The 21,560-nt window shown below is 63.3% G+C and carries 14 protein-coding genes; 9 read left to right on the forward strand and 5 right to left on the reverse strand.

The genetic code is table 11. The features are described from left to right. Nucleotides 1-46: 46 nt before the first annotated feature. Both AC1DWA_RS12245 and AC1DWA_RS12250 read left to right on the forward strand, forming a co-directional pair. Nucleotides 47-1,222, forward strand: coding sequence for an acyl-CoA dehydrogenase family protein (locus tag AC1DWA_RS12245; RefSeq protein WP_007736177.1), 1,176 nt, complete (start codon nucleotides 47-49; stop codon nucleotides 1,220-1,222). A gap of 8 nt (nucleotides 1,223-1,230) precedes the next feature. Beyond that, the gene (locus AC1DWA_RS12250) at nucleotides 1,231-2,361 is read left to right on the forward strand and encodes an acyl-CoA dehydrogenase family protein (RefSeq protein WP_029255782.1); all 1,131 of its coding nucleotides are present in this window, start codon (nucleotides 1,231-1,233) and stop codon (nucleotides 2,359-2,361) included. 58 nt (nucleotides 2,362-2,419) lie between these two features. Here AC1DWA_RS12250 and AC1DWA_RS12255 read toward each other — a convergent pair whose 3' ends face one another. After that, a complete protein-coding gene (locus AC1DWA_RS12255) occupies nucleotides 2,420-3,766 on the reverse strand; it encodes a DUF5691 domain-containing protein (RefSeq protein ID WP_084325855.1) in 1,347 nt (448 codons plus the stop codon). 104 nt (nucleotides 3,767-3,870) lie between these two features. Here AC1DWA_RS12255 and AC1DWA_RS12260 point away from each other — a divergent pair, with 104 nt between their 5' ends. Both AC1DWA_RS12260 and AC1DWA_RS12265 read left to right on the forward strand, forming a co-directional pair. After that, nucleotides 3,871-5,100: a hypothetical protein gene (locus AC1DWA_RS12260; protein ID WP_477916664.1), complete on the forward strand. Its 1,230-nt coding sequence runs from the start codon at nucleotides 3,871-3,873 to the stop codon at nucleotides 5,098-5,100. A gap of 136 nt (nucleotides 5,101-5,236) precedes the next feature. Continuing rightward, nucleotides 5,237-6,007, forward strand: coding sequence for a hypothetical protein (locus AC1DWA_RS12265; RefSeq protein ID WP_477845809.1), 771 nt, complete (start codon nucleotides 5,237-5,239; stop codon nucleotides 6,005-6,007). A gap of 2 nt (nucleotides 6,008-6,009) precedes the next feature. On the opposite strand, the gene AC1DWA_RS12270 is transcribed toward AC1DWA_RS12265, so the two are convergent. Further along, a complete protein-coding gene (locus AC1DWA_RS12270) occupies nucleotides 6,010-6,957 on the reverse strand; it encodes an aldo/keto reductase (RefSeq protein ID WP_477916670.1) in 948 nt (315 codons plus the stop codon). Nucleotides 6,958-7,140: 183 nt separating this feature from the next. On the opposite strand from AC1DWA_RS12270, the gene AC1DWA_RS12275 reads away from it, so the two are divergent. Genes AC1DWA_RS12275 through AC1DWA_RS12285 form a run of 3 tightly spaced genes read left to right on the forward strand, consistent with a single transcriptional unit; the run spans nucleotide 7,141 to nucleotide 11,977 of the window. Next, nucleotides 7,141-7,566 carry a hypothetical protein gene (locus tag AC1DWA_RS12275; RefSeq protein WP_477845811.1) on the forward strand — a complete coding sequence of 142 codons (426 nt, stop codon included), beginning with the start codon at nucleotides 7,141-7,143 and terminating at the stop codon, nucleotides 7,564-7,566. Next, complete coding sequence (locus tag AC1DWA_RS12280) at nucleotides 7,566-11,684, forward strand: cation-translocating P-type ATPase (protein ID WP_477845812.1); 4,119 nt, start codon at nucleotides 7,566-7,568, stop codon at nucleotides 11,682-11,684. The genes AC1DWA_RS12275 and AC1DWA_RS12280 overlap by 1 nt, the downstream gene beginning before the upstream one ends. 11 nt (nucleotides 11,685-11,695) lie before the next feature. After that, nucleotides 11,696-11,977, forward strand: coding sequence for a hypothetical protein (locus tag AC1DWA_RS12285; RefSeq protein ID WP_021344953.1), 282 nt, complete (start codon nucleotides 11,696-11,698; stop codon nucleotides 11,975-11,977). A gap of 69 nt (nucleotides 11,978-12,046) precedes the next feature. Here AC1DWA_RS12285 and AC1DWA_RS12290 read toward each other — a convergent pair whose 3' ends face one another. Together AC1DWA_RS12290 and AC1DWA_RS12295 are read right to left on the reverse strand one after the other, a co-directional pair. Further along, nucleotides 12,047-17,530: an ATP-binding protein gene (locus AC1DWA_RS12290; RefSeq protein WP_477916672.1), complete on the reverse strand. Its 5,484-nt coding sequence runs from the start codon at nucleotides 17,528-17,530 to the stop codon at nucleotides 12,047-12,049. Between the two features lie 508 nt (nucleotides 17,531-18,038). Beyond that, complete coding sequence (locus tag AC1DWA_RS12295; RefSeq protein WP_021344949.1) at nucleotides 18,039-18,809, reverse strand: HD domain-containing protein; 771 nt, start codon at nucleotides 18,807-18,809, stop codon at nucleotides 18,039-18,041. Between the two features lie 216 nt (nucleotides 18,810-19,025). Between AC1DWA_RS12295 and AC1DWA_RS12300 the strand changes: the two genes are divergently transcribed. Together AC1DWA_RS12300 and AC1DWA_RS12305 are read left to right on the forward strand one after the other, a co-directional pair. Beyond that, nucleotides 19,026-19,757, forward strand: a complete 732-nt coding sequence (locus tag AC1DWA_RS12300) for a GNAT family N-acetyltransferase (RefSeq protein ID WP_047888024.1) — start codon at nucleotides 19,026-19,028, stop codon at nucleotides 19,755-19,757. A gap of 53 nt (nucleotides 19,758-19,810) precedes the next feature. Further along, nucleotides 19,811-20,785, forward strand: a complete 975-nt coding sequence (locus tag AC1DWA_RS12305) for a sigma-70 family RNA polymerase sigma factor (protein ID WP_477916666.1) — start codon at nucleotides 19,811-19,813, stop codon at nucleotides 20,783-20,785. A 72-nt stretch (nucleotides 20,786-20,857) separates the two neighbouring features. On the opposite strand, the gene AC1DWA_RS12310 is transcribed toward AC1DWA_RS12305, so the two are convergent. Then, nucleotides 20,858-21,268, reverse strand: coding sequence for a VOC family protein (locus AC1DWA_RS12310; protein WP_003945103.1), 411 nt, complete (start codon nucleotides 21,266-21,268; stop codon nucleotides 20,858-20,860). Nucleotides 21,269-21,560 lie beyond the last annotated feature (292 nt).

A 21,560-nucleotide genomic window follows, 5' to 3' on the forward strand; every position in this document is an offset into this window, starting at 1 on the left:
CGGTCGAACCGAACATGAATCCGGTTTCGAGTGCGAAGGAATCCCGATGAACCTGGCATTGACCGACGAGGAACTAGCGTTCCGCGACGAGATGCGGACGTTCTTCCGTACGCAAATCCCCGCGGACATCAGGGAGGCGTACGCCCACGGCGAGGAGTTGGGGCGCGACCGTATGGTCGAGGCGCAGCAGATCCTCAATGCTCACGGTCTGGCGGTACCGCACTGGCCGGTCGAGTGGGGCGGCAAGGACTGGACCCCGGTCCAGCACAACATCTGGCTCGACGAACTTCAGCTTGCGTCGGTCCCCGAACCGTTGGCGTTCAACGCCAACATGGTCGGTCCGGTCATCGCAGCCTTCGGCTCGCAGGAGCAGAAGGAGAAGTTCCTTCCCGCGACCGCGAACCTCGACATCTGGTGGTGCCAGGGATTCTCCGAACCCGAGGCCGGCTCCGACCTTGCTTCGCTCAAGACTCGCGCGGTCCGCGACGGCGACGACTGGGTCATCAACGGTCAGAAGACCTGGACGACGCTGGGACAGTACGCCGACTGGATCTTCTGCCTCGTGCGTACCAATCCCGATGCGCCCAAGCGCCAGGCAGGTATCTCGTTCATCCTCGTAGACCTGAAGACGCCTGGAGTCACGGTCCGCCCGATCAAGCTGATCGACGGCGGCTACGAGGTCAACGAAGTGTTCTTCGAGGACGTCCGCGTTCCGGGAGAGAACCTGGTCGGTGAAGAGAACCAGGGCTGGGGCTACGCCAAGTTCCTGCTCGGCAACGAGCGCACCGGTGTCACCCGCGTCGGTTTCTCGAAGGTTCGTCTGGCCCAGGCCAAGGCCCGCGCTGCCGAGGTCAAGGTCGGTAACGGGACCCTGCTCGAAGATCCGCTCTTCGCTGCTCGCCTCGCCGAACTCGAAAACGAATTGCTTGCCCTCGAGCTCACTCAGCTCCGGGTGGTCGCCAGTTCCGCTGACGGCCAGCCGAACCCGGCGTCGTCGCTGCTCAAGCTTCGTGGCTCCGAATTGCAGCAGGCGAGCGTCGAATTGCTGATGGACGTGGCCGGCCCTGATTCACTGCCGTACGACGCGGGCAGCGACATCGCCTCCGCGAGCTGGGCGCAGCACACTGCCCCGACGTACCTGAACTACCGCAAGGTATCCATCTACAGCGGATCGAGCGAAGTGCAGCGCAGCATCATCGCCTCCTCGATCCTCGGATTGTGAGGCGTGGCATGGACTTCGAACTGAACGACGAGCAGAAGCTTCTCCGCGACACCACCAAGGACCTCCTCTCGCGTAGCTACGACGCCGAAAAGCGCAACGCGATCATCGACTCCGATCCAGGGTGGAGTCCGCAGGTCTGGAAGCAGTTGGCCGAGGTCGGCTTGCTCGGCCTGACGTTCTCCGAGGACGACGGCGGCATGGACGCGGGCCCGGTGGAAATCGGTGCGGTCATGACCGAGATCGGTCGACGCTTGGCCCCCGAACCGTTACTCGACGCGGTCGTGACGCCGGGCGGGCTCATCTCCGAAGGCGGCAGCGCAGAGCAGCGCTCGTCGATTCTTCCCGGAGTGGCCGAGGGCACCACGTTCCTCGCGTTCGCCGATCAGGAACCCGGAATCCGTTGGCCGGCAACCGAACGGGCCACCGCGGCGGCGCAGGTCGAGGGCGGCTGGACCATCACCGGTATCAAGAATCCCGTTGGCCACGGCGCGACTGCAGACATCTTGGTCGTGAGCGCTGCGCTCCCCGGCGGTGGCGTCGGACTGTTCCTCGTCAAGAGCGATGCCTCTGGCCTGGTACGCAAGTCCTACGCCACTCACGACGGGTTGCGTGGGGCGCAGATCGAGTTCACCGATACTCCGGCCGAAGCACTCGGTGAGGGCGGTGACGCTTCTGCTCTGATCCAGGCCGCTCAGATCCGTGAGCAGGCGGCGCTGTGTGCCGAGGCTGTCGGAGCGATGGAAGAGGCGCTACGCCTGACCACCGAATACCTCAAGACGCGTAAGCAATTCGGAGTTCCGCTCGCGAAGTTCCAGACGCTGACGCACCGCGCCGCCGACCTGTACGTCTCGCTCGAGTTGGCACGCAGCATGAGTCTGTACGCAACGATGTCCCTTGCCGACGGCGTCGTCGATCCGGTGATCGCTTCGCGGGTGAAGTTGCAGATCGGGCGTTCGGCTCGGCTCATCGGCCAGGAAGCGATCCAGATGCACGGTGGTATCGGTATGACCGCGGAGTACCCGGTGGGTCACTACGTGAGCCGACTCGTCGCCATCGAGCACACCCTCGGCAGCACCGAAGATCACCTCCGGGTGTTGGCCGCCGGTGTGGCTGATCACGAGATGGTCAGCGTGGTCTGATCTTTCACCATCGACAGAGGGGCCGCATTCTGTTCGAGGGATGCGGCCCCTTTGTCGTTCAGTGGTGATTACGTAGAACGTCCAAGCGGAGTTGGCGCTGCTCGATGTTGACGGCGCTGTCGGTGAATGCTTGTTGCCACCCGGGGTCACTCGTTCGTGCCGCCGCGTCCTGCAGAAGCGGTACGGCGTCGAAAGGGAAGCGCGCCTGCACGCTTCGCAGAGTGGAAAAGTGACTGTGTCGCGAGTGAATGCCCAAGTCCTCACCCGTAGCAGTATGCTCCATCGCTTCGTTCTCCAAGGCGTTCAACAACTTTTCGGCGACGGCCAGGGGCCATGGACGGTCGATGCCGTCGAGTAGTGCGCTGCCGTCGACGCCCAGAAGGTATTCGTCCGCGTGGCCGGCAACGATGTATTCGACGCGCTCGCGTGGGTCCGCGATGGCGACGATTCTCCGGTCGGTCGTGCGCCCGTCCCGCTCCAGAAATGCCGACGCCCACGCTGTGTTCTTCTGAAGAACTGTTGCGGCAGTCCATGATTCGATCATCACGGTGCGCCATTGCTTCTCGATGGGGATGGTGAGGGCCTCGCGTGGCGAACCGGCCATCGATTCCCACAGCGTCAGTGGAGTGGCGGTCACGACTTGCCGTAACCACCAGCGCCGGATGCCTTTGTTCTTGTAGTGGACGTCTTCGATGCCGTCACGAAATGCGAGGTCGTCGAGCGAGCCTGGCAACCGGACGGCAAGGCGCGGTCGCAACGGCTTCGTCTCGAGCCTGACCCACGACTTAGCCCGAGTGACCATGCGAGAGGCAAAAGGAGATCGGGGGAGTTGCCGTAGTAGTTGAATTGCACGCTCACGAACCCGCACGGCTGGATCGTCGAGTGCACGCTCGAGGAGGGTGTGATCGTGTTCACCCAGTCCGACCTCGAGGTGATCGAGGAAGTGCAGGCGGTTTGCGGTGGGCTCGTCGTCCCAGGCGATCTCGAGCTCCTCGCTCGCCAGTTCCGGGTCGACCGTACGTATGTAATCGAACCAGGCCGTACGGTCGTTCGGATCGGGCGATAGCCACAGTTCGTCCCGGCGTGACCCGATCCGCCGCAATTGGGCCCAATCGGGATTCTGCTCCGCCAGGTACTGCCCGCGTCGACCGGCGAGGCGAAGGAGCGCCTCGCGGTGCTCGGGATACTTCAGCGCGGCTTCCATGAAGAGCGGAACACTGGCCGCGGGCGCGAGGAATCCGCGTTGGTCGGCCATCGCGAACCATTCCGCGAGAGTCCAGGAACGTACCTGCAACAACGACTGGAGTTGTTCGATCGCGAGATCGGGAAGTAGTGGTTGAACCGCTGGAGGAGTCCGCGGTGCGCGCGAGTGACCTGCTTGCGCGTCTGATCGCAGGGAGGTCACCCGCCTACGGTATGGCAGAGGTGCGTCGGCTTCGGGAGCAGGGGTCGGGCGCGTGTCGGCAGATTCTGGAACAGTGGTAACCGGCACCCAGCAGGAGGCGTGAGATGACGGATGGCCGTGAGATGGCAGACGGAAATGGCGACGTCTTTGTCGTGGCGTCGGTGACCGAACGGCGAACGCTCATCTCCACCCGAGTCAGGGAGTGGTGTGCGGCGGGGACCGTCGAGTCGAACCGGCCGGAGTTGTCCGACGATGTCGCACTGCTGATCGCCGGCGGCTATGCGGACGAGTCGACGCGGTCGATCCTGGCGAACCGGCGCAGTGTCGGACGTTCGTTCCCGGAGATCGGCGGCTTTTCGGAGTTGAGGTATCTCACCGACGAGCTGGCCCGCACCAGGCGTCGACTGCTCGCGACACGCATCGGTCCCGTTCAGGTTGTCCTCGAACGGCGGGTGCAGACGCTGGACAAGCGCGTTCAGTCGATGCGATCGGCGATCGTGCATTCCAATCGTCACTTCGCGAGCAGTGTCCGTGCCATCCGCAAGGACCGCCGCGACGGTCTCCATCTCGACGTCGAGCAGCGCGAGGCTCTCTTTGCCGGGCTCACCTGTACGCCGGTTCCAGCCAAGCTGCCGGTGGGTCTCGGTGTCGTGGCCAGCAGTGGAAACGCAGCACTCGACAAACTCGCCGCCCAGTTCGGGAAGGTCCAGGGAACCGGTGTCATCGCCGATGCCGGAAGACGCATCGCGGAAGTCCTCGACGGACTGGTCGATACCGAACCCGAAGGACGCGCCGGTGAGTACGACGCACTGCTTTACCTCGCCGGGAATCTTTTCGACCGGATCGAGAGTTCCAGCGCGTGGCATTCCGATCACTTCGTCATTCAACGTAATCAACTGGACTTGGCAGACGAGATCACGCAGATCGCGGTCGATACCGTAGCGCTGCGTTCGATACTCGCAGAGCTGGACGACGCGGCTGCGCTGGCACGCGACGAGGGAACCCGAGCCGGAATCGCTTCGCGAAGGGAAGCGCTCGGCACGGTCTGGGACCAGCTGGTCGAGCGCGTCGCGGCGCTCGCGCGGATCGGTGACCTGGTCGCACGGGCCGAGGATCAGTTGAGTTCGCAGCGCGCGGTTGCGCATGCAGCGAGCCTCGACAGCSGGATCGACGACCTACTCGCGCGCTCTGGTTCACGTGAACTTTCGGCTGCCAACACGCACTACGTCGGGGATCAATTCGACGGTGTGGAAGAACTGATGTTCGCTCACCGGGCGGCTCTTTACGGGGACATTGCACTGCTGACCTCCGGGAACGAGCGTCGGGCGCCGTAGTCAGGCTGTCGCCGGAGCTGTAAGGTCGAAGGTACTGACCGGCCGCACGATCGAAGAACAGGCCGAGAATTCGCTCATTGCTCGACCCCGATGCCGATCCGGTGATGCGGGCGTACCCGCTCGAGACAGGTCGATCATGGAAGACACCGCAAGCCGCGGCATCAATGCGTTCATTTCCGAAGCTACGCAGCGTGGGGGCAAGGCTGTCCGCCTCACGCACTCACGTCGTAATCCCGTCGAGGTGACGGGCGCAGACGGCATCAGCCGAATCGTCCGAGTGCGTTCCAAGCTCGACGGTGACTGGCAGGCCAGGCGTCAGGACGAGTCGCTCGAGAGCGACGACACGCGCTCCGAGTTCTGGGTGTTCGTCGACCTGGCTGCAGACCCGCACGAGTTCTTCATGCTGCCCTCCAACGAGGTCGCGGACGACATCCGTGCCGAGGTCGACCTGTGGATCATGGACAGCCCCGGACGCAATCGCACCGGACATCACGCGATTCCGCGCGGACGCGTCGTACACGGTCACGATCGTTGGGATGCTCTGGGACTGGCTGCGGTCAAGGATCCGAGCATTTACGTGGAGGCCCCGGTTGCGACCAAGCGCAAGACGTCGCCGGTCGCCGCGAAGAAGCGTCGCGCCAGCGGTCTCGAGGAGATCGAAGTTGTCGACAATCGCCTCGAGATGACGGCTGATTGCCATGGATACCGCTGGGTCGGACGCTTCGACGAAAGCACCGAGGTCGTCGAGATCATGCGCGGACCGATGGAAGGCCGCCGATTCCCTGATCCGACCGCGGCCGCCAATGCCGTGACCGGTCACATTTCAGGCGACACCGAGAGCCATGACGGCTGGTCGTTCTGGACGATCAACAACACGGCCCTCGGCGCTCATCTCAAAACTGCCTGATTTCAGGCGCCGACTGCCGCCGACACCCGTTCGAGAGTGTCCAGTTCATTCGACGACAGCACCAGATTCGGGGCGTCCAGTAGCGCCGGGAGTTGCTCCGGCCGGCTGACGCTCGCGATCGGTGCGGTGATGCCAGGTCGAGTCAGCAGCCAGGCCAGCGCGACGGTCGAGATCTCGCTGTCGTGTGCCTGCGCGATTGTCGCCAGTTCTGCGACGACGTCGAGTCCGGCGTCGCTGAAGTATCCGGCGGTCAGTCGTTCGCGGGAGCTGCCTTCGATGTCCGCGCGGGTCTTGTACTTTCCCGTCAGGAAGCCGGAAGCGAGAGCGAAGTACGGGAAGACGCTGATGTTGTTGTGGGTGGCGATCTGCGCGAGTTCGGGTTCGTACGACTTGCGGTGGACCAGGTTGTAGTGCGGTTGCAGCGCGATGGGCGCGGCGTAACCGTTCTCCTCGGTGATCCGCAGCCACTCCCGGACGCGGTCGGGGCTGTAGTTGGAGATTCCGAGATAGCGAACCTTGCCCGCGACGACCAACGCATTGAAGGCTTCGACAGTTTCCTCGAGCGGAGTCTGCGGGTCGTCGAAATGTGCGTAGTACAGATCGATGCAGTCCGTCTGCAGGCGCTGCAGCGACGCCTCAGCTGCGGCCGCGATGTTGTCGGCCTTCAGTCCCTTGAAATCGGGATGGCTACCCACCTTGGTGGCGACGACGATGTCGTTCTGCAGTCCCCGATCGGTGATCCATTTCCCGATGATCGTTTCGGATTCCCCGCCGGAATTGCCGGGAGCCGACGCCGTGTACGAGTCGGAGGTGTCGATGAAGTTTGCACCGGCTTCGGCGAACGAGTCGAGGATCTCGAAGGACGTCTTCTCGTCTGCTGTCCATCCGAAAGGGTTGCCGCCCAAGCTAAGTCGGAAGATGTCGAGGTCCGAATTTCCGATGATCGCCACTGTGTGGAACTCCCGTCGATGAAGGTGGTCGCTGCATCCCGCACCGTACCCTCTCACGGCGCTGACGATGGCGCGCCCTCGCCAGGTTCGCCGAAAAATGTATCGGATCGTGATTGCCGCCGTCGGTGTTGGGTATGGCCTCAAATACTGAATTCTTCGATGGACTGCTGATAGGAGCGTCCGATGATGATTGTCGACGAAGCCACCCGCGTCGTTCGTGGTGTGGCAGACGCAACGACGACGGTGGCTGGAGCCGTCGGTGGTGGAGTGATCGGTGGAGTGACGGGCGGGATACGCGGAACGGCGGAGGGCGTCCGAGACGGAATTCGTGCGGGTAGTTCCTCGACGCCGACCGCGGTTCTCACGATGGCCGCCGTCGGCGCGGCGGGATTGGTGGAGTGGCCGGTGCTCTTGGCGGTCGGCGGCACGGCCCTGGTACTTCACGAATGGGATCGCAAGAGCGCGCGGCCCGATCGTGCGGTCAAGGCGGTTGGGCGCGCGACCAAGACGGAACCGGCAAAGAAGGAATCGAGCGGAAACTTTCACAAGGCGGCCAGTCGGTCGCAGGATCGAACTCACAGTTCTTCGCACACTCGATCCACTTCCTGATGTTCTCAGCGATGGCCCGGCGTGCGGTGTCGGTGGCAACTTTGCCGCCGCGCCTGGCGTTGTCGGGTCTGGCGTTGGTCGGTGGTTCGACGATTCCGCGAACCGCTGTCAGTGACGTGGCGCTGCGGACTGGCACTCTTGCGCTGGCGGGCGTCGGGATGATTCCTGCAGCAGCGGGATCGATTCTTCGTGCCCCGCGAATGCCGGGTTCCGCCTATGTCTCGGCGGCGGTGTCGGCGATCAATTATCAACCCCGGGTGCGTCGGCGAATCGAACAGCGCCTTGGCCGTTCGCTCACCGACTTCGCTTTGGAGTCGGCGACGTCGTTCGCGGATGTTCTGACCTATGCGCCTGCGTCATTGGGCGTGGATTTCGGGCTGCGGACGATGCTGCTACGCGAAACTCTGGCGGCGCGAAACTCTCGGCGGGTGTGGCCATTCGAATCTGGCGGTCGCGGTGCTTCCACGAGGCGTGACCCGAGTGGTCCGGGGGAGCGTTATGCCGACAGGATCGCTGGGGTTCAGCTGGCGGCTGGGGCTGCACTGGCTACCGTGTCTGCCGGCGGTGACACCGTTGCGACGAGCATCAAGGTTTCGGCGCCGCGGCCGCTTCGGATGTCACGCGAATCGTTCGCTGCTGGTTTGTCATACGGTCTGTGGCGGACGCACCACGTCGCCGTTTCGGACCCCGCGGCTCTACGCATGCTCGATCGTGTCGATACCGTCCTCGTCGATCCGAGTGTCCTTTTCGACGACGCGCTCCGGGTTTCCGACATACGAGAGGTGTCCGAGTCGGACCGCGTGGTGGTGTGGGCACATGCCAGGGAAGCGCTTGACGCCGGCTCACTCGGGGTCGGAAGACACCGCATCGACGGCGCCGAAGTTGTCGTAAGACCGGTGCGAAAAGGGTTGGCGGAATCACTGATAGGTGAGATACGCGCGAGCGGAGTCGCAGCGGCCACGATCGACGACGACGGGCTCGGATCACTGCGAAGCGGATTCGACGAGCTCTATCCGGCGCCATCGACTCCCGAAGCCGGCCTGCGCGAAGCTCTCTCGGCGTTGGTGGCCGAGGGTCGGACAGTTGCGATCGTGTCGAGTAGGGCGATAGCGGGGCAGGCAGTGCTGCGCATCGGGATTTCACCACCGAGTGGCGAGCACGTGAGTGCCGACATCCACACCGACTTGGCCGGGGCGTGGCGGGTCGTCCATGCGCTCTCGGCTGCCCGAACAGCGACGAGGCGCGGCGTCGAACTCTCCTCGGGTTCTTCGGCATTGGGCGCCTTGATTATGCTTCCGGGAATTCGAGGGGCTGGGCCGGGGCCGGTCACGGCTGGTTCGGCCGCGGGACTGTGGACCGGATACACCCTGTCCCGATCTGTGATTCAGGCTCCCGCCCCTGTCGGTGCTCCGAGCGATAGCTGGCATGAGATGGACGGTGATTCTGTCGTTCGCGAACTCGCCGAATCCGTCCGGCATACGCCGCAGCGCGCCGACGCTCGTGTGCGAGCGCCCGCACGCTTCAGGTTGATCCGTGACGGATTGTCGGCGTTGCGAACAGAATTGGCGGATCCACTCACGCCGGTGTTGGCAACCGGCTCGGCGGCCAGTGCAGTCCTCGGTTCACCGGTAGACGCCGTCCTGGTCGGTTCGGTTTTGGTCGGCAATGCCGCGATGTCCGCTGTTCAACGACTTCATTCGGAACGGGCAGTGCAGCGACTTTTGCGGACTCAGGAACCGGTAGCTCGGCGAGTAACCAACGCCGGCACGGTCGAGACTGCGGCAGACGCGCTCGAACTCGGTGACGTCGTGGCCCTCGAGTCCGGGGACATCGTGCCCGCCGATTGTCGACTGTTGAGCGCCGAATCGCTGGAAGTCGACGAGTCGTCGTTGACGGGGGAGTCCATGCCCGTCGACAAGCAGACCGACCCGACCCCTGGGATGCCCCTGGCCGAGCGAAGGTGCATGGCCTACGCCGGGACAACAGTGCTTGCCGGCTCCGGTCGTGGCGTGGTCACGGCCACCGGAGCTCGAACGGTGACCAGGCGCGCCGATGTCGGTGTATCCCGATCCGGACCTGCTGTGGGCCTGACCAACAGACTGCGCGAACTCACCAGGGCGACTCTGCCGGCCAGTATCGGCGGCGGAGCGTTGGTGACAGTCGCGGGTCTGATTCGTGGTACCGGTCTGCGCCGCGCCGTCACCGGAGGCGTGGCCGTTGCCGTGGCCGCCGTGCCGGAGGGATTGCCTCTGGTTGCGACCCTGGCTCAGCAGGCGGCAGCTCGAAGGCTCACTGCAGCAGGAGTGTTGGTGCGTGCTCCACGTTCGATCGAAGCGCTCGGCCGTGTCGACGTGGTCTGCTTCGACAAGACCGGAACCCTCAGCGAGAACAAGCTACGGGTGGCCGCGGTCGAACGCCTCGACGGTTGGGGCGAAAGTGAGATTTTGGAAGTTGCGGCGCGCAGTGCTCTGGGAAGTCGCGACGATCGCGTGTTTCATTCGACGGACGCCGCCGTCGTCGATGCAGCCGAACAAGCTCTGGACGAGGCTCGGGTTTTCGGTGATGCCGACGCGCTCAACCTCGTTCCGTTCAGGTCTGGGCGGCCGTACTCGGCAGCCCTACTGGGCAGACGGATCGCACTGAAGGGTTCACCGGAATTCGTGGCGGAGGCAGGGCGGGATCCGAATGCTGTGTCGGCGAGCCACGTTCAGAGCATGGCCGGACGCGGACTGCGGGTGGTTGCCGTCGCGCAGCGCGAGTTGTCGGAACACGATGCGCAACGCGCTGCGGAGGACTCGGAATTTCTCGAACAGTGTTGCTCCGAGGGGTTGGAAGCGGTCGGCCTTCTCGGACTCTCGGACACGCTCAGACCCGAAGCAACGCAACTTGTTCGAGAACTTCAAGGCAACGGACAGCAAGTGCGCGTGCTGACCGGGGATCATCCGACAACAGCGGCGGCGGTCGCCACCGAACTGGGGATGGATGTGGCGCGCGAGGACGTGGTCACCGGTCCGGACTGGGAGAACTTCTCTCGCGCAGAACGACGGAAYGCCGTCCGCGGCAGCAGCGTCTTTGCGCGCGTGACACCCGAGCAGAAGGTCGAGATCGTGCAAGCGTTGGAGACTGACGGGCGCGTGTGCGCCATGGTCGGTGACGGCGCGAACGATGCTGCGGCGATCCGAGTTTCCAGCGTGGGAATTGGGGTGGCGTCGACTGACAGCGATCCGGCGCGCGGCGCCGCAGACATCGTGCTCCTCGACGGCCGTGTCGGCGGATTGACCGACGCACTGGACGAGGGCAGTCAATTGTGGCGGCGGGTCAGATCAGCGGTGGGGGTTTTGCTCGGAGGCAACGCGGGTGAAGTCGCATTCGCTCTGATCGGTTCTGCGCTGTCCGGCGAATCACCGCTCAACGCAAGGCAGTTGCTACTGGTCAATCTGATGACGGACGCCTTGCCCGCTGCTGCGCTTGCGGTGAGCACCCCGTCCGAGAACGGATCCGAGAAGTCCGAACAGATGGACACTCATGCGTTGTGGCAGACGATCGCTGTCCGCGGCACTGCCACGGCAATCGGTGCGCTGGCAGCGTGGCTTCTGGCCCGGACGAGCGGCAGGCGGCGGCGAGCGTCGACGGTGGCGTTGGTTGCCCTGGTGGGCACCCAACTGGGGCAGACGCTGCTCGAATCGCGCAGTCCGCTGGTGGTCGCAACAGTTGCCGGGTCCGCTGCGGCGCTGGCGACGCTCGTCAGCACACCGGTGGTGAGCCAATTTCTCGGTTGCACGCCGCTCGGTCCGATTGGGTGGGGCCAAGCAGTGGGCTGCGCGTCGGCAGCGACGCTGCTGGCGGCGCTGGCTCCGCGGGTGTTGGAGCGGATCGCCGCAACTGAGGAGACTGGAACTGAGGAGAGCGCGGAAGGTCAGTCGACGATTCGCAAGATCCCGACGCGGACGAGCACCGCGTACACCTCCCGAACCGGGGGAGTCAGCGCTCGCGACAGCGTGGAAATCAGCGAAGCGGAAATCAAAGAAGCGGAAACCGGTGAATCGGACACGCTTGTGAGCGTCGCTGCTGGAAGTGACACGTCGCCGAACTCCCGGGCGACCCGAGATGAATCCTGAGGAATCGTGACATGTCCCAGAACACCGTCGACCAAAGGAACCCCGTCGATCACCGCGCGGTAGTGGAATCCGTCCGTTCGGCACGGAGCTTCGAGTTGGAGCTACCGATCGTCGGTGCCATTCCGGTTCCGAGACCCGAGCAGATCGCCTATTTTGCGGTGATGGGACTGATGGTTGCGTTCGAGATCATCGAGTGGCCCGTGGCAGTCACCATCGCGGCGGGGCATCTGCTCGCAACAGAGCAGCACAATCACGTCCTCGAAGAGATCGGAGAGGCGCTCGAGGGCGTCTGATGCCGGCGCGGTGCGGACACAAATCGAGCGGCCCCGCATTTCGCGGGACCGCTCGACGTGCGGAGAAACTTACTGCGCGAGTGCGCGCTTCATGCCGCGTTCGACTGCTGCGATGATCTGCGGACGCAGTTCTGCGGCAGGGACGATCTCATCCACCGAGCCGACCTCTCGGGCCCGCTGGATGTTGTGGATCGCTTCGAATTCGGATGCCACTTCGCCGAGCTTGTCGGAGCGGACGGCGATGCGCTGAGCGTTCAGTTCGACGCGCAGGTGTGCTTTCTCCGTGTCGTCCTTGGCTGCTGCCAAGTCTGCTTCCAGTTGCTGCACCTTCGGGTCGTTGTTGGTGCGGGTGTTCACCTCACGGGTAAAGACCACTGCGGCGGCGGGGGCGCCGCCGAGTACCGAGGCGAACGAACCTTCGACAGCAAGAACTTCCATGTTGTCGTTGAGCGCACCGGAGAATACGACGAACGCGCCGCCGTGGTAGCGGGAAACGACGCAGAACACGATCGGTCCGTCGAAGTTGACGATGGCGCGGCCGATCTCGGCGCCGTACTCGAGCTGGATGTTGCGCAGTGACTCCGGTGAACCGTCGAAGCCGGACAGGTTGGCCAGCACCACGATCGGACGGTTGCCGCTCGCAGCATTGATCGCGCGGGCAGTCTTTTTCGACGAGTTCGGGAACAGCGTTCCCGACGTCCAGGTGTCGGGACCGTCGGCGGGGAAGTGACCCTTACGCGGGATCGCGYGGGATTCGATGCCCACCACTGTGACCGGATGTCCGGCGAGGTGCGCGTCCAGAACGACAGAGGTGTCGGCGCCGGCCATGTCGGCCCAACGCTCGAGAACCGAGTGGTCCTGGTCGACCACCGAACRCATCACGGTGCGAATATCGAAGGGCTTCTTGCGATCCGGGTTCTTCGCCGAGGAGAAGATGTCGCCGACCGTCTCGAAGTCGCTCGACGGGTGGGTGTGCGGGAAGCTACGCACGTCGCGATCGACGGGGTCCGTCGTCGCTGCGCGACGCGGGAACCGTTCGCCGGGAGCGAGGTACGAGTGTGCGTAGTGACGGAACAGGATCTCGCACGCCGCAGTGAGGTCGGGGGCCCAGTACTGCGCCTGGCCGTTGGGGCCCATGACGCGGTCGTAGCCACCGATACCGAAGTTGTCCTCGGCCGACACGCCACCGGAGTAGTCGAGAGACTGCTTGCCGGTCAGCACCATCGCGCTGTCCGGGGTCATCACCAGAATGCCCTTGGTGTGCATCAACATGGTGGCTTCGGCGTTCCAGTAGGGCTGAGCGCCGACGTTGATTCCCGTGACGACGATGTTGATCTCGCCACCGTTCTGGGTGAAGGTGATGATCCGGCGCAGGCCACGGGAGACCCAGTCCATGTTCTCGGTGCCGCTCTCCATCGAGATGGTGGCACCCGAGGACAGTGCAAACCACTCGACCGGAGCGTTCAACTTCTCGGCCAGGTCGATGGCAGCGACCACGCGTGAGCATTCGGCCTCGGCCACGGTACCGAGCGCCTTGGTGGGGTCACCGAAGAGCGCGACACGGGTCATTCCCTCGGGATAGCGCGGCGTCGGAGTGTTCACGAGGCCGACGACGATGCCGGCCTTGTTGAGTCCGTACGGACGCTCGACGGGCGAGAGGACGCCCGCTTCGTCGAAGTCGTGCTCGACGAAGGTGCCCTTGGTGCCGGTCAGGAGCGGAATCAGCTCGTACGGGTACACCGTGCCGCGTGCCCGCGAACTCTGGACCTTCTGGGCGTACGCGTCGAGGGGGAGCAGCGGTTCAGTGGGAGGCGTGGTCTTGTTGATGACCACACCGGCACCTGCGCGGTAGGAGAATCGCAGCGCAACTTCCTTGGGCGCGCCGCCCTTTCGGTCCTTCAGGCGGGTGATGAGTGTGATCTCTTCGAGCCCGGCGCCGACGGTCAGTCGGGCTGCGTTCTGAGCGATCACGGAGAAGCGTTCGCTGGGAACGTCGGCGACCGGCCACACGTAGAGCACGACGCGGTTGGCTGCCAGTCGACGCTTGTCGCCGCGCTGAGACTGCGCACGGCGGATGCCGTCGAGGCACGCGGCAAGTGTGCGCTCGATGGCCGGAAGCGCAACCATCTGGCCTTCGTCGTCGAGCTGCGGTGTCACGTCACGGATTTCCGCGAGAGCGATCAGGCGCTCGTCCTTCGGGTTCTCCTTGGCGGAGAGGTGGAACAGGTAGGTGTTCTCCGGAGCCGGCAGACGCTTGCCGTTGAAGTTCTTCAGGCGCCACATGTCCAGACGCTGACCCGTGAGCGGATGCATGTCGCGGATGATGTTGTCCTCGACCAGTTCACCGTCGATCGGGCGGAAGGTGACCCAGCGGACCGGCTCCCCATTCGGATTGCAGATGATCACAGTCGCGCGGCGGGACCGGGTGATCGTCTCGTTGCGCGAGAGTTCGGTGCGCAGCGTCTCGACGAGCGTGTCGCCGTCGGCGGGCTGATTCGGCCAGTCGAGGTAGATGTCGACTACCAGGCCGCGACCGGATGGAGCATCCTGCGCGATTGTGGCGACATCGTCGAGAGCCGTTCCGAGAGCGTCGAATTCGGCCACCGTCGAGACCAGATGTAGCCCGTCGCCCTTGAGGTCGAAGTTACCGGTCACGAAACGGCGGTCGACGTGCTCGAAAACGCGGACGTCTTCGAAGGAGTGAATCTTGTAGTAGCGACGCGTGATGACCTCGAGCAGAGGGCCGCCATCGCGGTTGCCAAGGCCGATCTTTCGACCCAACAGGTCCAGGAGCGGTTCGGGAGTGGCGACGAGGTTGGCGATTCGCTCGTCGAAATCGGCAGCGTCCGGCTGCTCTTCGAGGTAGGCGAGGTTGCCGCGTACTCCGTCGTAGACGTCTTCGCGAACCTTGCGGATGCGCGGCTCGTCGAAGAACCGGAAGCGAAGGTTGCGGGCGACGTCGCCGATGACGGGGTAGCGGACCTGCGTCGCGACGATGAGTCGATCGAGAACCTCGTTGAGCTCCTGAGCCGAGCAACCGGGAGCCTTGTCGCCGACCAGCCAGCCTTCGAGAAGTGCTGCAATGACCGGGATCTGGGCTTCCATGCGCTGCAGAGCCAGGAAGAGTCGGTACACCGCTTCCTCGACGGCCTGGCGATCTTCCAGATCGGTGACGTCGTAGTGGCGAAGTGCCCGTTCGAGTCTCGTGCGGAACGACGCCGGCAAACCTTCGCGCTCGGAGTCGAGTGAGTGCAGGAAGGTGTGGAAGTGCTCGCGGGGGCTGTGGACGGATTCGTCCTTCGCGGACTCACCCGAGGTGGGCTTGTTGCGCGAGAGTTCGCAGATGTCGGCGAAGGTGGTCAGCACAGCCAGTTCGGCCTGTACCAGTTCGCGGTCCTCGGATTCGAGTGCGCTGCGAAGTGCGTCGTACTCGGCCAGAACAGCGTTTGCGTGCTTACCGCTGACGTCGTAGCCACTGATCATCGCGGTCAGTGCTTCGAGCTGTGCCAATGCGTCGTCGCGGGCGTCGGAACCGGAAGTTGCTGCCGGAAGATCGAATTGGACTCGCGGAGCCTTCTCCGTGACAGCTTCCTCGCTGACCTGGTCGACACGCAGGAGCGGCGCGCCGGCATCGACCTGAGAGTTGACGGTAGCGAGAACTTCACGCACCTTGCCCGCGTACGGTGCGCGAACTGCGGTCTCCATCTTCATGGATTCGAGTACGACCAGGGTGGAGCCGGCTTCGACGTCGTCGCCGACCGCGACCGGTACGGCCACCACGACGGCGGGAGCCGGCGCGCGGACCACTCCGGCGTCGTCCTGGCTGATCTGGTGGCTGATGCCGTCGACCTCGACGAGATAGCGAGCCGGGCTCACGACGGAAACGACGTGGAACCGCCGATCACCGATCACCAGCCGTGACTCGAAGTCGCCGAGACGATCGACGTCGACCTCGATGTCGCCGGCGTCTCCGTCGACGCGGTAGCGGTGCGGGCCGATACGCCCGACGGTCAGTTTGTATGCCTGACCTTGGTAGTTGAGCTCGACGGTACGGCCGATCGCGTGATTGGCGCGGGGACGGCCGCCACGTGCCGAGGCGAGGAAGGCCGCACGCTCGAGGGACTCCTCGGCGTCGTAGGCATCGATGGCGGTGGCGATCAGTGCGACGTCCGCGCGGCGAGTGGTGCCGGTCAGGGCGCCTGTGCGGTCGAGCCAGCCGGTATCCGCGGATGCCGAGATGACCTCGTCGCGATCGAGTAGATCGAGGAGGAACGACTTGGTGGTGGTGCCGCCGTCGAGTACGACTGTGGTTTCACGAAGGGCGGTACGCAGGCGCGCAAGTGCCTCGGAGCGGTTGCGGCCCCAGGCGATGACCTTCGCGACCATCGAGTCGTAGTCGGGCGGAATGACGTCCCCGGCAGCGATGCCGGTGTCGACCCGGATGCCGGAGCCGAGCGGGAACTTGAGGAGCTGAACCGTGCCGGGTGCCGGCGCGAAATCGTTGTCCGCGTCCTCGGCATTGAGGCGGGCTTCGACGGCGTGGCCGAATGCGGGCGGGCAGTCACCGACCAATTCGTCACCACTGGCGACCAGAATCTGCAGTTTGACGAGGTCGATTCCGGTGGTGACCTCGGTGATCGGGTGCTCGACCTGCAGACGGGTGTTGACCTCGAGGAACGTGAAGAGCTTGTTCTCGGGCTGGTAGAGGTATTCGACCGTGCCTGCGCCCTGGTATCCGGCTGCCTTGACCAGTTCGGCGGACACCTTCTTGAGGTGGTCAGACTGTTCTTCGGTCAGGACGGGGGAGGAGGATTCTTCGATGACCTTCTGGTTGCGGCGCTGAATCGAGCAGTCGCGAACGCCCGGAGCCCAGACATTGCCGTGGTTGTCGGCGATGACCTGTACCTCGACGTGGCGTGCATCGGTGACAAGGCGTTCGAGGAAGACGACGGGGTCGCCGAAGGATCGCTCTGCTTCGCCCTGCGTGCGCTCGAGTGCAACTTCGAGTTCGTCTTCGGCCCAGACCTTGCGGATACCGCGTCCACCGCCGCCGCTTCGGGCCTTGATGATCAGGGGATATCCGATGGACTGAGCATGACGACGAGCGTCGGCGCGGGTTTCGACCGGTCCGCCGCTCCACGGGGCGACAGGTACGCCGACCTTCTCGGCCAGGATCTTGGCAGCAACCTTGTCGCCGAGCAGGCGCATCGCGTCGGCGCTCGGGCCGATGAACGTGATGCCCAGTTTGGCGACGATCTCGGCGAAGGCGGGATCCTCGGCCACGAAGCCCCAGCCGACCCAGACTGCGTCGGCCTTGGCTGCGAGGAGTGCTCGCTCGAGTTCGGCGTAGTCGAGATACGGGCTGCCGGTGCCGGTGCTGCGCAGGGTCACACCCTCGTCTGCCTGGCGGACGAACATGGCGCGGCGCTCGGCCTCGGTGTGCAGTGCAATGACGCGAATGCCGTAGTCGTGTTCGGCGTTCAGTTCGCGTACAGCCCTGATCAGCCGGACCGCGGCCTCACCTCGATTGACCACTGCGATTCGTTTGAACATTGTCACTGCCACCGTCCTTGATGAGATTCTTCGTCACGTACGTTGCGATATGAGCCGACCGTGTCCCACATACCCGGATTACCTGGTTCGTGAACTACGCCGCGATGCGCTGTGTTTCCCCCGGTTGCGCGTCGGCAAGTGATTGCCCTTCCGGTTCGTAGAGTCCCCTGCGCTCAGGCACGGCGTGCCTTGTGCGCCACCCTGCAGGCGTGGACTCAGAACCGCTCCAATCACGAATCAGCAACATATTGTGTCTGCTTCCAGGGAATCCCTGGTTTATCTAAGAATGCAGTATGTCGACGCTCATGTCACCTGGGCGAATTGAAGAATATTAGTCAACGTGAACCACGGTTACACTTATAGCGTTAAATCATTGTGGTGCAATGGAATTCGACCCTGTGACACGGATCACGATGGTAATGAAATTGGCAAGAAAGTGAATACTCACTGGTAACAAAATCGCGTATTCGGAGAATTCTCCCGATTGCTCGATTATTACTGATCGGTACTACTGGCGAGTATTTTCTATGTCCCCTCGGACTGTATTCGAGAAATCGCCTTCGATGGTTGCAATGTGCTGTGCGATCGCGTCGAGTCCTGCGGGAGGGAGCTGCAATGCGTTGGCGAGAGCAAGCGAAGCCCGCTTGAAGTGCTCCACGAGTGGTTCGTACTTCGTGACCAGCCTCAGCCTGTCGGTCTCGCTCAGGTACTTCACGCTTCCCGCGTTGTCGACGAAGTCGCTGAACTTCACGAGGAACACAGCGGGATCCGCGATCGCGCGGATGACGTGATCCTGGTAGCCGGTGGTGTTGTCGTGCGGGTAGTCGATTGGATTGGTCACTGCCTCAACAAGTTCGGAGATTCTGTGGCCGAAGTGCGAGGCGATGAGTGTTGACGCACGTTCTTGCGCTTCGGATGCAGACATGTCGTCCGCAGTCCGGCCACCGAGGAGTGCGATGACGGCGTGTGGTCGGTCCTCGACCGTGTCGTGAAGCGCGGTTGCGCTCAGGATCTCGACATCGGAGCACCCGTACCGAAGCAGCCGCAACACATTTCGTAGGGGATGAACGATGTAGGGATCCTCGTCGGACTTGATCCCGTTCTTTCTGAACTGATCGAGGTGCGCGAGGGTCGCGACCTCCATGGCGAGTCGCAAGGTTTCACCCGGGAGTGCCATCTCGTCGACGGCGCTCTCTATCGCGAAGACCAGCGTCGCTGCGTCCATTTCCTTCAGGGGTAGCTGGTCGAATGCAGATCTGATCGGGTCGGAGTGGCTCATGGCGAACAGCCTTTCGTTTGGTGTAGGTGTCGCGACGAAAGTCTTTATCAGAATCTGCCCTCGAACCGTGGTCGTCACCGGGCGTGGGGCGGAAGTCAGAATCATCTTGATTCTATCCGGCGACTACGACAGCAAGTGTTCCTAGCGTTGTGATCGAGGTGGGCGGGGAGTTTCGGTCGCCTCCATCACTGGCAGACTTGGGTAGGAAGAGGTTCGATGATCACGGAGGCGACCCTGGCGTCGTTTGTCGAGACTGTTGACACGGATGTCGACATCCATCCACTGGACGATCCTGTGCGACAAGGTCTTCGCGGACATCATGCGCAATTCGCTCGCTGGGCAGGGAGAGTTGCGCGATACGACCCGACAGTCGCTCCGTTTGTCGGTCATCCGCCTGAGTTGGACGCCGAAGACTGGGAGAACCTACGCACACTCGTAGGTCCAGGCGGCACAGTAGGTTTACGAGGATTTGATCATCAGCCGCCGGAAGGGTGGCGCGTTGTGGATCAGTTCGGCTCGGTGCAGATGGACGGTTCAGCACTCGAAGTCTCCGTTGATCCGGCGGTCGAACTTCTCGGAACGGGCGACGTTCCCGAAATTCTGGCGTTGATCGAGCGCACCAAGCCCGGACCGTTTCTTCCTCGTACCGTCGAGATGGGGAGCTACTACGGCATTCGCGTCGACGGAAGACTTGTTGCCATGGCAGGGGAGCGGTTGCACCCTCCGGGATGGACGGAAATCAGTGCGGTGTGCACCGACAGCGACTTCCGAGGTCGAGGCCTGGGCACGACGCTGATCCGTGCCGTAGCCGCCGGGATTCGCGAACGCGGCGAGCTGCCGTTTCTCCATGCAGTGCAATCGAATACGAATGCGATCAGACTCTACGAATCGCTGGGGTTCGTTCTGCGGAAGCGATCCCGGTTGACCGCGGTTCAGGCGCCGGCCTGATCGAATTCTCGCCGACGCCTGTGTTTCGGGCGCTCGGCCACTAGTCTGAACAAATGACAGTCGATCAGGCGTTGGACAGTGATTTCCTCACTCTTGCCGATCCGTACCGCCGCGAGTTGCTGGCGCACTGCTATCGCATGATGGGGTCGATTCACGACGCCGAAGACCAGGTCCAAGAGACGTTCATCCGGGCTTGGCGCGGGTTCGAAGGTTACAAAGGCCAGTCGTCGCTCAGGACCTGGCTCTATCGCATCGCGACGAATACGTGCCTGACCGCGCTGGAGGGGAGATCGAGGCGTCCACTCCCGACCGGCCTCGGTGCACCTAGTTCGGACCCGGCCGACGATTTGATCGAGCGCAACGAGATTGCCTGGTTGGAACCGATCGCGGATTCTGCGTTGGGCGACGTCAATGATCCCGCCGTCATGGWCGTCAATCGCGATTCGGTCAGGCTTGCGCTGGTTGCCGCGCTGCAGCACTTGTCCGCCCGCCAACGTGCGGTTCTGGTTCTGCGTGACGTTCTCCAGTGGAAGGCGTCAGAAGTTGCGGAGGCGCTGGACACCACAACCACTGCGGTGAACAGCCTGCTGCAGCGGGCTCGCGCGCAGATCAATCACATCGGGCCCACTGAGGACGATCTCGTGGAACCGACTACCGAGGCTGCCCGGAAGTTGCTTCGCGACTACGTGCACAGCTTCGAGAGCTACGACGTCGAGGCCATCGTTGAGCTGTTCACGCGTGAAGCCATCTGGGAGATGCCTCCGTTCGAGGGCTGGTACCAGGGCCCCGAGGCAATCGGGCAGCTCATCGGAACCAAATGCCCGGCGGACGGACCAGGAGCGATGCGGCTGCTACCGACCGCCGCCAACGGCCAGCCGGCGTTCGGCCTCTATATGCGCGAGCCCGATGGGGTTCACCGTGCTTTCCAGTTGCACGTTCTCGATGTCACCGAGTCCGGGATCTCGCACGTCACGTGTTTCTTCGATCTGAGTCTGTTCGCACGGTTCGGATTGCCTGCAGAGCTGTAGGGGCAAGGAGTTGCGCGAGCCCTCCGGTATGGAGGGACCCGCGCGCCTACTCGTTACTGCTGTTGTTCTGCGTTACTGCTGGGGAACAGTCGCAGCCGGGTCCATCCACATGACCTCCCAGACGTGATTGTCGAGGTCGCGGAACGCGCGTCCGTACATGAAGCCGTGATCCTGGGGCTCCATCCACTTGCTACCGCCGGCAGCGATCGCCGCGTCGACGAAGGTGTCGACTTCCTCCCTGCTGTCGGCCGACACGCACATCAGTGCTTCTCGAGCTTTCGACGTGTCACAGATGTCGTCGGCGATGAAGTCCCCGAAACGGGGTTCGTTCAGGAACATGACCGTGGCGGAATCACTGACGATCATCGAGACAGTGTTCTCGTCACTGAACATGTCGTTGAACTCGAAGCCGAGGCCGCTGAAGAACGCGCGGGTAGCGGCGACGTCCTTGACCGGCATGTTGACGAAGAGAAGACGAGACATTGGGTGCTCCTTGAAGTCGGTTGACTGATTACTGAACGCTTCGGTTCCTGTTGGTTCCTGCTCATACAGACCGCAGTGGGCGCGGAAAGTCATCGCGAGAGGTAAAAATTCGAGGAAACTATCGGCTGTTAACCCGCTTCAGTGCTYTGACCTGGCGATTTGGTGTTGTGTTGATCTTCGCGTAACTTTGTCCAGGTCAGAGCGACACGGACACCGACTCCCACCTGCGAGGGTGAGTGACACGAGGTTGTACGAAGTGCCTGGCGAACACAATCCAGTTTTTCTTCACGGG

This window comes from Rhodococcus sp. P4_F3_2, assembly GCF_056401335.1.